This window comes from Microbispora sp. ZYX-F-249, assembly GCF_039649665.1.
Lineage (GTDB): Bacteria > Actinomycetota > Actinomycetes > Streptosporangiales > Streptosporangiaceae > Microbispora > Microbispora maris.
Map to the genome: position 1 here is coordinate 112,846 of NZ_JBDJAW010000024.1, position 14,537 is coordinate 127,382.

A 14,537-nucleotide genomic window follows, 5' to 3' on the forward strand; every position below is an offset into this window, starting at 1 on the left:
CCTGCCGCGACGGGAGGTCGTAGCGTTGCGGGCGTGATCGGGGCGAACGACGCCGGACGGCGGTGGTCCATCGGCGAACTGGCGCGCGCGACCGGGACGACGGTGCGCGCGCTGTACCACTACGACGAGATCGGGCTGCTGACCGCGAGCGAACGCACGCCCTCGGGACATCGCCGGTACACCGAGTGCGACCTGCGCCGGCTGTACCGGGTGCGGGCGCTGCGCGCGCTCGGCCTGTCTCTGGAGGAGGTCGCGGCCGTCCTGGCGGGCGCCGCGGACGACCCGGAGTCGCTGCGCCACCTGCTGGCGGCGCAGCTGCGCCGGCTGAACGAGGACGCGGAGCGGATCGAGGCGCTCCGGGGCCGGGTCGGCGAGATGCTCGGCCGGCTGGACGGCTCGTCCGCCCCCGATCCCGGCTGGTTCATGACGACCTTGGAGATGATGTCGGTGTACGAGAGCTACTTCACGCGGCAGCAGCGGGAGCAACTGGCCGAGCGCAGGGACGCGCTGGGCGCCGAGGCGGTGGAGGCGGCCAAGCGCGAGTGGACGGGGCTCGTCGAGGAGGGGCTGCGGCTCATCGAGAGCGGCGTTCCCGCGGACGACCCGCGCGCCGGGGACCTCGTACGCCGCTGGGACGCGCTGGCGGGCGGGTTGCACCCCGCAGGACCGGCCGGCGCGGAGACCAAGGCGGCCGCCCGGAGGCTCTGGCAGGACAACGGCGCGGAGATCGGCCGGAGCCTGCCCTGGCCGGCGGAGCGGATGACCGGGCTGGTCTCCTACCTGGAGCAGGCCCGCCAGGCCGGCTGAGGTCCGGGGACCGAGGCGCCCGGTCCCCGCTACTTCTTGGCCGGCTTGAAGGTCGCGGCCATGGTCTCGAAGAGCTTCTTCTTCTTTTTCCAGTCCTTGTCCTGGGTCTTGTAGAGCAGCGCGTAGCCGTTGTTCTTGTCGGTGACGAAGCCGCGGTCGATCACCCGGGACCGGTAGCGGCTGTCGCCGAAGGTGAACTCCCAGTCGGCCGCGGTCTTCCAGTAGTCCTTGACCTCTCTGATGGCGATGAGTTTGTAGCCGGGGAAGTTCCGGCTCATGCCCGGCACGTCGCGCTGCCAGACCTTCAGCGCGTCCGACTCGGGGCTGGAGGTGTGGTGCACCTCCAGGTAGGTGTGCGAGTCCCCGCGGAAGCGCACCTCGCCGTTGCCCCTGCCGTCGACGCGCCATCCCTTCGGCAGCGCGATGGAGAACCCGCTCGAGTGCTTGTACTTGTGCCAGCCGTCGGGGACGTCCCCGGGGCCGGGGCCGTCGTCGTCGCTCGGGGAAGGCTCGGGAGAGGCCGACTCCGACGGATCGTCCGAGGAGGACGCCGACGGCTCGGCCGAGGGCGCCGTCGCGGAGGGCTTGCCGGTGGTTGTCCCGGTCGACGGGTCCGACCCCGCTGCGGGCTTTCTCTCCGGGTCGTCCCCGGCTGCTTGTAGCCCGAAATAGCCCGCGACGCCCGCGATGAGCAGCAGTGCGGGGATGAGGACGAGCGCGACCTTGAGCATGCCGCCCCGCGATCCGGGCTCGACCGGGGAGGTGGACGCGGCGTGCCACACCGCCCCGCCCTGGGTCGGCGTCGCGGGCGGCTCCTGCCGCAGCCCGGCGAGCGGGCCGCCGGCGTCGGCGATCCCGGCCGCCTCGGCCGAGCCCTCCGGCGTCTCACGGTCCTTCTTCGCGGCCGCACCGCCGACCGCACCGCCGACCGTGCCGGAGGTGACGGCGGGGGCGACCTTGGTGGTGCCGGCCTCGCCGTCCCCGCCGGCCTTGGCGTCCCCGCCGGCCTTGGCGTCCTTGCTGTCTCTGACGTCCTTTTCGCCCGCCGCCGGGTCGCCTTCGTCCGAGGGCGTCGTACGGCCGGGCGGGGCGGCCTGCGCGCCGGTCTCCGGCATGGGCGCCGGGACGTCCTCCTTCTTGGGGGTGCCGGGAACGTCCTGGACGACGGGGATGGGTGAGGTGATCTCGCCGGGACCCGCCGCCGCGTCGCGGGGCTCCGCGGGCTCCGGCGGCGGGGAGGAGGACACGGGCGGGTACGGCGCCGCGCCCCGGGGCGCCTTGCCCGCGGCCGGGCCGGCGGGCCGGGACGGCGGCGGGGCCAGGTCCCTCGACGCCCGCTTGAGCAGGCGGGTCAGCTCCTCGTAACCGGGCCGGTCGGCGGGCTCCTTGGCGAGCATCCGCAGCAGCACGGGACCGAGCGCGCCCGCGCGCCGCGGCGGGGCCGGGTCCTCGTTCAGCACGGCGTGCATGGTGGCCATCGCCATACCGCGGTCGTGCGGCGGCTTGCCCTCGACCGCGGTGTAGAGCGTGGCGCCCAGCGACCACAGGTCCGACTCGCGCTGCGCGGCCTCCCCGCGGAGCCGTTCCGGGGCGATGAAGGCGGGGGTGCCGACGAGGCCGGTGCGGGTCATGGTGGAGTCGGCTTCGAGCCGGGCGATGCCGAAGTCGGTCAGGACCACCCGGCCGTCGTCGGTGAGCAGCACGTTCTCGGGCTTGACGTCGCGGTGCAGCACGCCCTGCCGGTGCGCGGCGCGCAGCGCGTCCAGGATCTGCAGCCCGATCTCGACGGTCCGCTCGGGGGACAGCGGGCCGTCCTCCCTGATCACCTGCCCGAGCGAGCGGGACGGCACCAGCTGCATGATGATCCAGGGCCGGTCGTCCTCCTCGATCACGTCGTGGACGACCACCACGTTCGGGTGGGTGAGGCGCCCGGCGGCCCGGGCCTCGCGCATGGTCCGGCGGTTGAGGTCGCTGAGCTCGTCGCCCATGGCGCTGTCGTAGCGGACCTCCTTCACCGCGACCGCGCGGTCCAGCAACTCGTCGTGGGCGCGCCAGACGACGCCCATGCCACCCCGGCCGATCGGCTCCACCAACTGGTACCGGCCTCCGACGAGCCGGCCTTCCGCACGCGACACTCGAACCCCTTCCTGGACCCATGAATCGTCCCACGGATGGCAAAGGGATCAACCGCGTCTATCGCCGACGATCCCGAAATCCGAGACAGATCGGTTCGAGTCGTGGCCCGTCGCTGCTAAGGTCCTAGTTATGGGTACGTACAGCTCGTTTACGAGGCCGGCTTCGGCAAGGCCGGTCGCGTGACGGTGAGCTAGCGACCATCCGGAGCCGGCTTGAGGCAGGGACGCCAGCGTCTCTGCCTTTTTCGTTTCGCACGTCCGGTTCTCGCAGCGGCCACGGAGGAGCCCCACATGTCGAAGGCAGCCCAACTCGACCGCGACGCCGTACGGATCGGCGATCTCGTGATCGGCGACGGGCTACCCGTGGTGGTCGTCGGCGGTCAGGACGCCCGCTGGCTGCGCCTGCGCGGCGACGGCGGCCCGCCCGCCGACGGGGTGGTCGCCGAGGCCAGGGCGAGTTGGGCGGGCCCGCTGCTGGTGGAGCCCGCCTCGGCCGCCGACCTGCCCGCCGTGGCCCGGCACGCCGACGGAGTGGTGATCGGCGCCGCCTCGGCGTGCGATCCCGTCCTCGTCCGCGCCGCGGCCCGGCTCGGGCTGCCCGTCGTCCTGCAGCGGGGCGTCGTGGGCGGGCGGACGGCGACACTGGAGGAGTGGCTGACCGCGGTGGACGACTGCGCCGCCGAGGGCAACGAGGCGATCGTGCTCTGCGAGAGCGGCGGGCGCGCGGAGCCGGAGGACGCCGCGCCCGACCTGGGGCTCATGCGTGCGGCGCGGGAGCGGACCGGCCGCCCCGTGCTCGCCGGGCTGGGCGGGGACGGCGCGCTGGCGGGCGCGGCGGTGGCGGCGGGGGCGGACGGCCTGCTGGTCGGCCCGGGCGCGTCCGCGCGGGTTCTCGCGACGGCCCGCGAGGCGGCGACCGTCGTGGCGGCGGTCGTGCGGCCGGAGGCGCCCGAGACCCTCGACGCGGCCCGGGGCGCGATCGACCGCGTGGACGCGGCCCTCGCCACGCTCCTCGAACGCCGCGCCGGACTGGCCGGGCGGATCCAGCGACTCAAGCCCGTCGGCGGTTTCCGGGGCCGGGACATGGAGCGCGAGCGCCGCCTCGTCGAGGCCATGGCCCGCCGCGCCCCCAGCCTCGGCGCCGGGCTGCTCGCCCCGATCATGAACGCCGTGATCGAGGCCGGACTGCGCCTGTCGGAGGAGACGCGGAACGGCGAGGAACGGAGATAAACTCTGCTTCACCTGAGTCCCACTGGTTCGCGATCACGGCGTAGGCTCTGGTCCGCGGTCCGGTGACGATGGGGGTCTCATGGGTGATTCGTTTGTGCATCTGCACGTCCACACCGAGTACTCGATGCTCGACGGAGCGGCGCGGCTGAAGCAGATGTTCAAACTCGTGGGCGAGCTGGAGATGCCCGCGATCGCGATCACCGACCACGGCAACATGCACGGCGCCTACGACTTCTACAAGCAGGCGACCGCCGCCGGGGTGAAGCCCATCCTCGGCATCGAGGCGTACGTCGCGCCCGAGTCGCGCATGCACAAGAAGCCGGTGCTGTGGGGCGAGCCGCACCAGAAGAGCGACGACGTCTCGGCGGGTGGCTACTACACCCACATGACGATCTGGGCGCGGAACAAGGCTGGGCTGCAGAACCTGATGAAGCTCAGCTCGCGTGCCTACACCGAGGGCTTCGTCCGCAAGTGGGCCCGGATGGACGCCGACATCCTCGCCGAGCACGCCGAGGGCCTGATGGCCACCACCGGCTGCCCCTCCGGCGAGGTGCAGACCCGCCTGCGGCTCGGCCAGTACGACCAGGCGCTCAAGGCCGCGGCGAAGTACCAGGAGATCTTCGGGAAGGACAACTACTTCCTGGAGATCATGGACCACGGTCTCGACATCGAGCGGCGGGTCCGCGACGGCCTCATCCGGATCAGCCGGGAGCTGGACATCCCCCCGGTCGTCACCAACGACTCCCACTACACGTACGAGTCCGACGCCGCCGGCCACGACGCCCTCCTGTGCATCCAGACGGGCAAGCAGCTCAGCGACCCCGACCGGTTCCGGTTCGACGGCAGCGGCTACTACGTCAAGTCCGCCGACGAGATGCGGGCGGTCGATTCCTCCGACATCTGGCAGGAGGGCTGCCGCAACACGCTGCTGGTGGCCGAGAAGGTCGACCCCGAGGGCTTCTTCCCGTACCACAACCTGATGCCGACCTACCCGATCCCCGAGGGGATGACGGAGGAGGAGTACTTCCGGCAGCAGGTCTGGGAGGGCATGAAGCGGCGCTTCCCGGGCGGCGTGGACGAGGAGCACCGCGCCTGGGTCGAGAACGAGATCGGCGTCATCCTCCAGATGGGCTTCCCGAGCTACTTCCTCGTGGTCGCCGACTTCATCATGTGGGCGAAGAACAACGGCATCCGGGTCGGCCCCGGCCGTGGTTCCGCCGCCGGCTCGCTGGTCGCGTACGCGCTGGGCATCACCGACCTCGACCCGATCCCGCACGGCCTGATCTTCGAGCGGTTCCTCAACCCCGAGCGCGTCTCGATGCCCGACATCGACATCGACTTCGACGAGCGCCGGCGCGCCGATGTGATCCGCTACGTGACCGAGAAGTGGGGCGCCGACAAGGTCGCCATGATCGCCACGTTCGGCACCATCAAGGCGAAGGCGGCCGTGAAGGACGCCGGCCGCGTCCTCGGCTACCCGTACGCGCTGGGCGACCGCATCTCCAAGGCGTTCCCCCCGGCCGTGATGGGCAAGGACATCCCGCTGTCGGGCATCTTCGACGCCGACCACCCGCGCTACAACGAGGCGGGCGAGCTGCGCAAGCTGTACGACGAGGACGTCGACGTCAAGGCGACGATCGACCTCGGGCGCGGCCTGGAGGGCCTGATCCGGCAGACCGGCGTGCACGCCGCGGGCGTCATCATGTCCGCCGAGCCGCTGACCGACCACATCCCGATCATGCGCCGCGACTCCGACGGCGCGATCATCACGCAGTTCGACTACCCGACCTGCGAAACGCTCGGCCTGCTGAAGATGGACTTCCTGGGCCTGCGCAACCTCACGATCATCGACGACTGCCTGAAGATGATCGAGGCCAACACCGGAAACAAGATCGAGCTGCTCGACCTCCCGCTCGACGACACCAGGACGTACGAGCTGCTGGCCAAGGGCGACACGCTCGGCATCTTCCAGCTGGACGGCGGCGGCATGCGCACGCTGCTGCGGCTGATGAAGCCCGACAACTTCGAGGACATCTCCGCGGCCCTCGCGCTCTACCGGCCCGGCCCGATGGGCGCCAACTCGCACACGAACTACGCGCTGCGAAAGAACGGCCAGCAGGAGATCACCCCGATCCACCCCGAGCTGGAGGAGCCGCTCAAGGACATCCTCAGCACGACCTACGGCCTGATCGTCTATCAGGAGCAGGTCATGGCCATCGCGCAGAAGGTGGCCAACTACACGCTCGGCGGCGCCGACCTGCTCCGCCGCGCGATGGGCAAGAAGAAGAAGTCCGAACTGGACAAGCAGTTCGAGTTCTTCGAGAAGGGCATGAAGGAGAACGGCTTCTCCGCCGCGGCCATCAAGGCCCTGTGGGACATCCTTCTCCCGTTCTCCGACTACGCGTTCAACAAGGCCCACACCGCCGGATACGGCCTGGTGTCGTACTGGACCGCCTACCTCAAGGCCAACTACCCGGCCGAGTACATGGCGGCCCTGCTGACCAGCGTCAAGGACGACAAGGACAAGTCGGCCCTCTACCTCAACGAGTGCCGCCGCATGGGCATCAAGGTGCTCCCGCCGGACGTCAACGACTCCGACTTCGACTTCACCCCGCGCGGCACCGACATCCGGTTCGGCCTGTCGGCCATCCGCAACGTCGGCGCGAACGTCGTGGACGGGATCATCGCGGCGCGCAAGGAGAAGGGCAGGTTCACCGATTTCAAGGACTTCCTGCGCAAGGTCCCCGCGATCGTCTGCAACAAGCGGGTCATCGAGTCGCTGATCAAGTCGGGCGCGTACGACTCGTTCGGGCACGTGCGCAAGGGCCTGCTCATGGTGCACGAGCAGGCGGTGGACGCGATCATCGACATCAAGAAGAACGAGGCCATCGGCCAGGACTCGCTGTTCGGCGCCATCGACGGCGCGGAGGACCAGACCTTCGACGTGCAGATCCCGCCGGGGGAGTGGGACAAGACGACGCTGCTGCAGTTCGAGCGGGAGATGCTCGGCCTGTACGTCTCCGACCACCCGTTGTTCGGCGTCGAGCACATCCTGTCGGCGGGCGCCGACTGCTCGATCGCCGCGCTGCAGGACGACAGCCGCCCCGACGGGCAGGTCGTCACGGTGGGCGGCATCCTGTCGGGCCTGCAGCGCAAGGTGACCAAGAAGGGCGACACCTGGGTCCTCACGATGCTGGAGGACCTGGAGGGCTCGATCGAGGTCATGATCTTCCCGTCGGCCTACCAGCTCTGCGCGACCGTGCTCGCCGAGGACGCGATCGTCTTCGTCAAGGGCAGGATCGACAAGCGGGAGGACGTCGCGAAGATCATCGCGATGGAGGTGACCGCGCCGGACCTCACGGCCGAGTCGGGCGGGCCGCTGGTGGTGAGCATGCCGATCAACCGTTGCACGCCGCCCGTCGTCGGCCGGCTCAAGGAGGTGCTCACCACCCATCCGGGGACCACGGAGGTCCACCTCCAGGTGCACAACGGGCCGCGCACGACGGTCATGCGGCTGGACGACCGGCTCCGCGTGACCCCCTCGCCGGCCCTGATGGGCGACCTCAAGCAGCTGCTCGGGCCGGCCTGCCTGGCCGGTTGACCGGCCGCCCGGACGACGTGACGACGCGGGCCGCACGGCGGCCCGCGTTCAGCGGCCGGAGGCCGCGGTGTGTGTTCCGGTCCCCGCCGCGGGGCGCTCGGCCTCCCGCTCTCGCTTCTTCTCCTCCTTCTCCTTCTTCTCCTTCTCCCTTTCCTTCTTGCGCTGCTTCTCCAGCGCCTCCTTCAGCCCCGGCGTGAACCCGCCGCCGAACCGGGCCATGTCGGGCGGGACGAAGCCGTACACGGGGGTGCCCCGCAGCGCGGCCCGCATCGAGTCCACCCAGATCGGGCCGGGCAGCGAGGCGCCCTGCACCGCGCCGTAGTAGCGGCCGCCGATGGTGACGCCGGTGAGCGGATAGCGGTAGGAACCGCGGATGTCGCCCACGCTCACGGCGGCCGCGAGGCCCGGCGTGTACCCGGCGAACCAGGCCGAGGTGTAGCCGTTGTTGGTGCCCGTCTTGCCCGCGGCGGGCCGCCCGATGGACTGGCCGCGCATCGTGCCCTGGGTGAAGACCCCCGTGAGCACGTGGCTCACCGCGTCGGCGACCGCGGGCTCGATCGCGCTCACGCACGCCGGCGGGATGTCGGTGCGGGTGCCGTCGCGCTCCACCACGGCGGTGATGGCCAGCGGACGGCAGTAGCGGCCGCGGGCGGCCAGCGCGGCGTACGCCGCCGCCACGGTGGTGGGGTCCATCTCGTTGGCCCCCAGCGTGAACGTCGGCACCTCGTGCAGCGGCGTGCCGTCCGCCCGCCTGATGCCCAGTGACCTGGCCGTCTGCACGACGTCGCACAGGCCGACCTCACGCTCCAGCCGCATGTAGAAGATGTTCACCGACTGCCAGGTGCCCATCTCCAGGCTGTACGGCCCCCCGCCGCCCTCGCCGCCCGCGTTGTGGATGACCGTCTTCGGGTCGTTGACGGCCCTGCCCGAGCAGTCGCGGTAGCCGTACGACGGGACGTAGGAACCGGGGATCGTGAAGCCGTCCCCGAACCGCATCCCCTGCTTGAGCGCGGTGGTCAGCGTGAACACCTTGAACGTGGAGCCCGCCTGCAGGCCGAGCCCGCCGCCGTGCGCGATGTCGGCCGCCAGGTTGTAGGTGGTGGCGGGCCCGAGGTCGCGGTCGTGCGGGTTGCGCCCGTACCGCTTGCTCACCGCCATCGCCCGGATGTGCCCGGTGCCCGGCTCGATCATGGTCTCCGACGCCACCTGGTTGTCGCGCGGCCTGACCCGCGCGGCGATGGCACGCGCCGCGGCCCGCTGCGCGACCGGGTCGATGGTCGTCCAGATGGTCAGCCCGCCCCGCTGCAGGCGCCGTTCCCGGTCGGCCCTGGTGTACCCGAACGCGGGGTTGCTCAGCACCTCGCGTTCCACGTACACGCAGAAGAAGGGATGGGCGCTGCCGGCGCAGCCGCCGGGCTCGGGCCGCAGGCGCAGCCCCAGCGGCTCGGCCGCGGCGGCGCGCGCCGTGTTCCCGTCGATCACCCCGAGCTCGGCCATCCGGCCCAGGACCAGGTCGCGCCGGTCCCGCAGCCGGTCCCTGTGCTCGTCGCCGAGGGAGGGATCGGTGTCGTACGGCGTGCGGACGGCGCCGGCGAGCGTCGCGGCCTGCGTGAGCGTCAGGTCGGCGGCGTCGACGCCGAAGAACCGCTTGGCCGCGGCCTGGACGCCGAACGCCCCCGCGCCGAAGTAGGCGATGTTGAGGTAACGCTCGAGGATCTGGTCCTTGGTGTACTTGCGCTCCAGCGCCAGCGCGTACCGCAGCTCGTCGAGTTTGCGGCGGAACGAGCGCACGAGGGCCTGCGCCCGCTCGTCCTCCGACTCGGCCTGGTTCAGCATGATGTTCTTGACGAGCTGCTGGCTGATGGACGAGCCGCCCTGCCGGATCCCGCCGGCCCGGGTGTTGGTGACGAAGGCGCGCAGCGTGCCCTTGAGGTCGAGGCCGCCGTGCTCGTAGAACCGGGCGTCCTCGATGGACACGATGGCCCGGCGCATCACCGGGGCGACCGCGCTCAGCGGCACCGACTGCCGGTTCTGGTAGTAGAACTGCGCGATCTGACGCCCGTTGCGGTCGAGCAGCCGGGTCACCTCGGGCAGCGGCTCCTCGCGCAGCGGCGCGGGCAGGTACGTGAGCGTGGACGCGGCGCCCCTGGCCGCCAGGCCGGCTCCGCCCACGAAGGGCATCGCCAGCCCGGCGACCAGGGTGCCCCCGGCTGTGCCGCACAGGCCCAGCGCGAGGACGGCGCGCCCGACGGTGACGCCGAGAGAACAAGAGGTCACGGGATATCAGTGCGACCTCTGGCGTTTGTCCAAACCCGGGAGCCCTGAAGCTTTACGTGATCCTGTTGATCTTCAACCCGAGGGAGGTGAACTGTTCGAACGGTCTGTGGTAGCCGCGTTCGATGTGGTTGACGCCCCGCAGGGTCGAGGTGCCCTCGGCGACGGCGGCGGCCAGCACCGCGGAGAACCCGGCGCGGATGTCGGGGAGCGTGACGTCGGCCCCGCGCAGGTTGGAGACTCCGCGTACGACCGCCGAGTGCTTGGCGTTGGTGTCGTGATAACGGCACGCCGGGCCGCCCAGGCACTGGGCGAACACCTCGATCTCGCACCCCATCTTCTGCAGCGCGGGCACGTACACGAGCCGGTTCTCGAACACCGTCTCGTGCAGCACCGACATGCCCTCGGCACGGGTGAACAGCACCATCAGCGGCGTCTGCCAGTCCGTCATGAAACCGGGGTGGGTGTCGGTCTGCACCGCCGCCGCGCGCAGGCCGTCCGGGGCCGAGGCGCACAGCCAGTCGTCGGTGATCTCGAACCGCGCGCCCATCCTCGCCAGCGTGGTGATGGCGGTGACGAGCCGGTCCTGGTGGCAGCCGTGCACGCGCACCTCGCCACCCGTCACCAGGCCCGCCACGAGGTACGAGAACGCCTCGATGCGGTCGCCGGCCAGCCAGGTGGAGGCGCCGTGCAGCTTCTCGACGCCCTCGATGACGATGCGCCGGTCCGGGCTCAGCTCGATCATCGCGCCCATGCGCTGGAGGAACAACGCCAGCTCCACCACCTCGGGCTCCATCGCCGCGCCCTTGATGACGGTCTTGCCCTCCGCGAGCACCGCCGTCATGAGGATCGTCTCGGTGGCGCCCACGCTGGGGTAGGGGAGCGTGATGCGGTTGCCGCGCAGCCGCGTCGCCTTGGCGGTGATGCCGTTGTCGCCGACCTCGATCTCCGCGCCCATCGACCGCAGCGCCTCGACGTGGAAGTTGACCGGCCGCCTGCCGATGGGGTCGCCGCCGACGAGGGGGACGAACGCCTCGCCCGCCAGGTGCAGCAGCGGGCCGAGCATCAGGATCGGGATGCGGTTGAGCCCGGTGTACTCCTCCGGCACGCGCGGCCGGATCTCGTTGCCCCGCTCGATGGTGATCTCGCCCGGGGTGATCTCCACATGGATGCCGAGGGCTTCGAGCATGGCGGCGGTCAGCCCCACCTCGCCGACCTCGGGGGCGTTGTGCAGCGTGCTCGGACCCGTCCCGAGCATCGCCGCCACCATGTGCTTGGAGACCGCGTTCTTCGATCCCCGGACCTCCACGTCCCCCCGCAACGGGCCGGACGGGTCGATCTGCCATACCTCTTCGCTCACTCGGCCTCCTTGGCCCACACCGATGCCGTGCGTCCCCTGCACCCGGCTTCAGCAAGAGTAACGGGATCGGTCCCGTTTACCATGTGGGTACTATCTGGACGGTGCGGCATCTGAGGGGCAATCTGGCTACGACCGTCGTGACCGTCCTCGTGCTCGCCGTCCTCGGCGTGGTCGCCGGATACGTGTGGTCGGCGCTCGCCCCCGCCACGCGGTACGTGCTCGTCGACGGGACACCGCACCTGGCCGACCCGGAGACACAGTCCCTCATCGAGGCCGACGGCTGGTTCGCCGCCGTCACCGGCGGGTTCGGCCTGGTCTGCGCGGTCGCGGGGTACGTGCTGTCGCGCCACCGGCCGGTCGAGGTGCTCGTGGGGCTCGCGGCCGGCGGGCTGCTCGCCGGGTACGTCGCGATGCTGGTCGGCGGCACGGCCAAGGGCGTGGTCCAGGCGGCGGGACCGGGCGGCTACACCACCACGACCTCGCTGGACCTGACCGCGTACGGCGTGCTGTTCGCCTGGCCGCTCGTCGCCACCACGGTCTTCTGGGTCATCGAGTTCGCCGTGACGTACAACCAGCGCGCCCGCTGAATCCGGCTGCTTAGGCCCTGCCGAGGTCCGGCTCGGTCCGCCAGAGGCCGGTCGCCTGCTCGAAGGCGTGCCCGAGACGCAGGACGTCCATGTCGGCCCACGGCCTGCCCACGATCTGCAGGCCGACCGGAAGGCCCTCGGGCGTGAACCCGCACGGCACCGACATCGCGGGCGCGTGCAGCACGCTGACCCAGTAGCACGAGCGCATCCACGCCAGGTAGTCGGGCATCTCCACCCCCGCCACCTCCGTGACGTACGGCTGCTCGACCGGGAACGGCGGCACCTGGCTGACGGGCGCCACGAGGAAGTCGTACCGGCCGAAGAACTCCCGCATGCGATGGAACAGCCCGGTGCGCAGCCGCTCGGCCCGGGCGAGGTCGGCCCCGGTGACCTTCCGCCCCTGCTCCACGTTCCAGGCCACGTTGGGGCCCACCTCGGGGAGGTCGCCGAAACTGAGCGCGTAGTACCACGACCGGTAGACGCGGAACGCCTCCTCGGCGTCGGACAGGTCCAGGTCCACCCGCTCGACCTTGGCGCCCAGCCCGGCCAGCGTCTCGGCCGCCCGCGCCGTCGCCGCGGCCGTCCGCGGGTCGACCGGGAGGCCGCCCAGGTCGGGGCTGAAGGCGACGCGGACGCCGGCGAGGTCCATGTCGGCGAGGTGCGGGTCCAGCGGCGCCGCGAACGCCGCGCCGTCCTCGCGGATGGAGAACGGCGAGACCGGGTCGAACCCGGCGACGGCCGACATGAACAGCGCCAGGTCGGCGGCCGTACGGGCCATCGGGCCCGGCACGCTCAGCGTGAACCAGGCCGCCGTGGCCGACTTCGCCGGCACCCGCCCCGGGGTGGGCCGCAGGCCCGCCACGTTGCAGAACGACGCGGGGTTGCGCAGCGACCCGCCCATGTCGGAGCCGTCGGCGAGCGGCACCATCCGGCACGCCAGCGCCGCCGCGGCGCCGCCGCTGCTGCCGCCCGCGCTCTTCGACAGGTCGTAGGGGTTGCGCGTCGCCCCGAACACCTCGTTGACCGTGTGCGAGCCGGTGCCGAACTCCGGGGTGTTCGTCTTGCCGAGCGCGATCCCGCCCGCCTCGCGGATGCGCCGCACCAGCGGGTCGTCCTCGGCGGGCACGTGGTTCGCGAAGGCCGGCGAGCCGTACGTGGTCCGCACGCCCGCGGTGTCGGCGAGGTCCTTGTGCGCGACCGGGATGCCGTGCAGCGGGCCGCGCACGTGCCCGCGCCGCAGGTCCTCGTCGGCGCGCGCGGCCTGGTCGAGCGCCCGTTCGGCGGTCAGCGTCACGACGGCGTTGACCCGAGGGTTCGTCTCCTCGATGCGCCGCAGGCACGCCTCGGTCAGTTCGACCGCGCTCACCTCGCGGGTTCGGAGTAGCGCGGCCATCTCGGTCGCGGTGAGGCCGACCAGTTCGTCCATGGTTCCCCCGTTCCCTACGGTCTGCGGCCAGTTTCACGCCTGCGAGCCGGGCGGGCGACGGCAACACTCGACAGGTTCAGGCCTTGGCGATGGGGGCGGTGACCGCCTGGGCGAGCCGGATGAGGTTGCCCGGCGCAGTCTCGATCTGCAGGCCGCGCCGCCCGGCGGAGAAGTAGATCGTCTCGAAGCCGAGAGCCGACTCGTCCACCACGGTCGGCAGCCGCTTGCGCTGCCCGAGCGGACTGATGCCGCCCACCACGTAGCCGGTGACCCGCTCCACCTTCGCCGCGTCGGCCATCGCCGCCCGCTTGCCCTTCAGCGCCGCGGCGAACGCCTTGAGGTCGAGCTTGCCCGCCACCGGCACGACCGCGACCGCCAGGCCCGCCTCGGTCTCCGCCACCAGCGTCTTGAAGATCCGCTCGTACGGCAGGCCGAGCGCGTCGGCCGCCTCCTCGCCGTACGCCTGGGCGTTCGGGTCGTGGTCATAGGGGTGAAGGGTGAACTCCGCCTTGGCCTGCGTGAGGGCGACGGTCGCCGGAGTGCCCTGGCCGCCCTTGCTCTTGGTCTTGCTCACGGCGGCAAGCCTAGTGCGAGGGCCGTCAGCGCAGGACGGAGCGCACGGCCTCGGGGGAGCGGGCCACCACGGCGGTCCCGTCGTCGGCGGTGATGATCGGCCGCTGGATCAGGATCGGGTGAGCGGCCATGGCCTCGATCCACCGCCCGCGGGCCGCCTCGTCGCGCGGCCACGCCTCAATGCCCAGCTCCGCGGCGACGGGCTCACCGAGGCGGGCGACGTCCCAGGGTTCCAGCCCGAGACGGCGCAGCATCTCGGCGAGCTCCTCCGCGCTCGGCGGGTCCTCCAGGTAGTGCCGAATCGTGTACCCGGCGCCCTCGGCGTCCAGCAGCGACAGGGCCGACCGGCACTTCGAGCAGGCCGGATTGATCCAGATCTCCATGGGGTCATTGTCCCGCGCGACCGTGCCAGCGGGCCCGCTAACGCCGGCGAAAAGGCGCGAACCGACCGAGGTAGGTGAAGGCCCAGCGGTCTTTGCCCACCTTCCGGCGGGTGTAGCGGCCGGGGTTGTGGTAGCGGTCGCGGTTGTGGAACTGGCAGGCC

General features: G+C 71.5%; 10 protein-coding genes. 4 read left to right on the forward strand and 6 right to left on the reverse strand.

Features of this window, described 5'->3' with window-relative positions; all coding sequences use genetic code 11:
• Nucleotides 1-33: 33 nt before the first annotated feature.
• A complete protein-coding gene (locus AAH991_RS26125) occupies nt 34-807 on the forward strand; it encodes a MerR family transcriptional regulator (RefSeq protein ID WP_346228545.1) in 774 nt (257 codons plus the stop codon).
• Between the two features lie 29 nt (nt 808-836).
• Here AAH991_RS26125 and AAH991_RS26130 read toward each other — a convergent pair whose 3' ends face one another.
• Nucleotides 837-2,942: a serine/threonine-protein kinase gene (locus AAH991_RS26130; RefSeq protein ID WP_346228546.1), complete on the reverse strand. Its 2,106-nt coding sequence runs from the start codon at nt 2,940-2,942 to the stop codon at nt 837-839.
• A gap of 291 nt (nt 2,943-3,233) precedes the next feature.
• On the opposite strand from AAH991_RS26130, the gene AAH991_RS26135 reads away from it, so the two are divergent.
• Together AAH991_RS26135 and dnaE are read left to right on the forward strand one after the other, a co-directional pair.
• Nucleotides 3,234-4,172 (forward strand): chorismate mutase, encoded by a 939-nt coding sequence (locus AAH991_RS26135; RefSeq protein ID WP_346228547.1) that lies wholly within the window; start codon nt 3,234-3,236, stop codon nt 4,170-4,172.
• 79 nt (nt 4,173-4,251) lie between these two features.
• Complete coding sequence (gene dnaE / locus AAH991_RS26140; protein WP_346228548.1) at nt 4,252-7,773, forward strand: DNA polymerase III subunit alpha; 3,522 nt, start codon at nt 4,252-4,254, stop codon at nt 7,771-7,773.
• Between the two features lie 48 nt (nt 7,774-7,821).
• Here the strand turns inward: dnaE and AAH991_RS26145 are convergent, their stop codons facing one another.
• Both AAH991_RS26145 and murA read right to left on the reverse strand, forming a co-directional pair.
• On the reverse strand, nt 7,822-10,050 hold the full coding sequence (locus AAH991_RS26145) for a transglycosylase domain-containing protein (RefSeq protein ID WP_346228549.1): 2,229 nt from the start codon (nt 10,048-10,050) through the stop codon (nt 7,822-7,824).
• A gap of 52 nt (nt 10,051-10,102) precedes the next feature.
• The gene (murA, locus tag AAH991_RS26150) at nt 10,103-11,407 is read right to left on the reverse strand and encodes a UDP-N-acetylglucosamine 1-carboxyvinyltransferase (RefSeq protein ID WP_346228550.1); all 1,305 of its coding nucleotides are present in this window, start codon (nt 11,405-11,407) and stop codon (nt 10,103-10,105) included.
• A gap of 101 nt (nt 11,408-11,508) precedes the next feature.
• Between murA and AAH991_RS26155 the strand changes: the two genes are divergently transcribed.
• On the forward strand, nt 11,509-11,994 hold the full coding sequence (locus tag AAH991_RS26155; RefSeq protein ID WP_346228551.1) for a hypothetical protein: 486 nt from the start codon (nt 11,509-11,511) through the stop codon (nt 11,992-11,994).
• Nucleotides 11,995-12,004: 10 nt separating this feature from the next.
• Here AAH991_RS26155 and AAH991_RS26160 read toward each other — a convergent pair whose 3' ends face one another.
• From AAH991_RS26160 to AAH991_RS26170, 3 genes are all read right to left on the reverse strand, one after another.
• Nucleotides 12,005-13,420 carry an amidase gene (locus AAH991_RS26160; protein ID WP_346228552.1) on the reverse strand — a complete coding sequence of 472 codons (1,416 nt, stop codon included), beginning with the start codon at nt 13,418-13,420 and terminating at the stop codon, nt 12,005-12,007.
• 76 nt (nt 13,421-13,496) lie between these two features.
• Complete coding sequence (ybaK, locus tag AAH991_RS26165; RefSeq protein WP_346228553.1) at nt 13,497-13,994, reverse strand: Cys-tRNA(Pro) deacylase; 498 nt, start codon at nt 13,992-13,994, stop codon at nt 13,497-13,499.
• A 25-nt stretch (nt 13,995-14,019) separates the two neighbouring features.
• Complete coding sequence (locus AAH991_RS26170; RefSeq protein ID WP_346228554.1) at nt 14,020-14,376, reverse strand: arsenate reductase family protein; 357 nt, start codon at nt 14,374-14,376, stop codon at nt 14,020-14,022.
• Nucleotides 14,377-14,537: the final 161 nt, after the last annotated feature.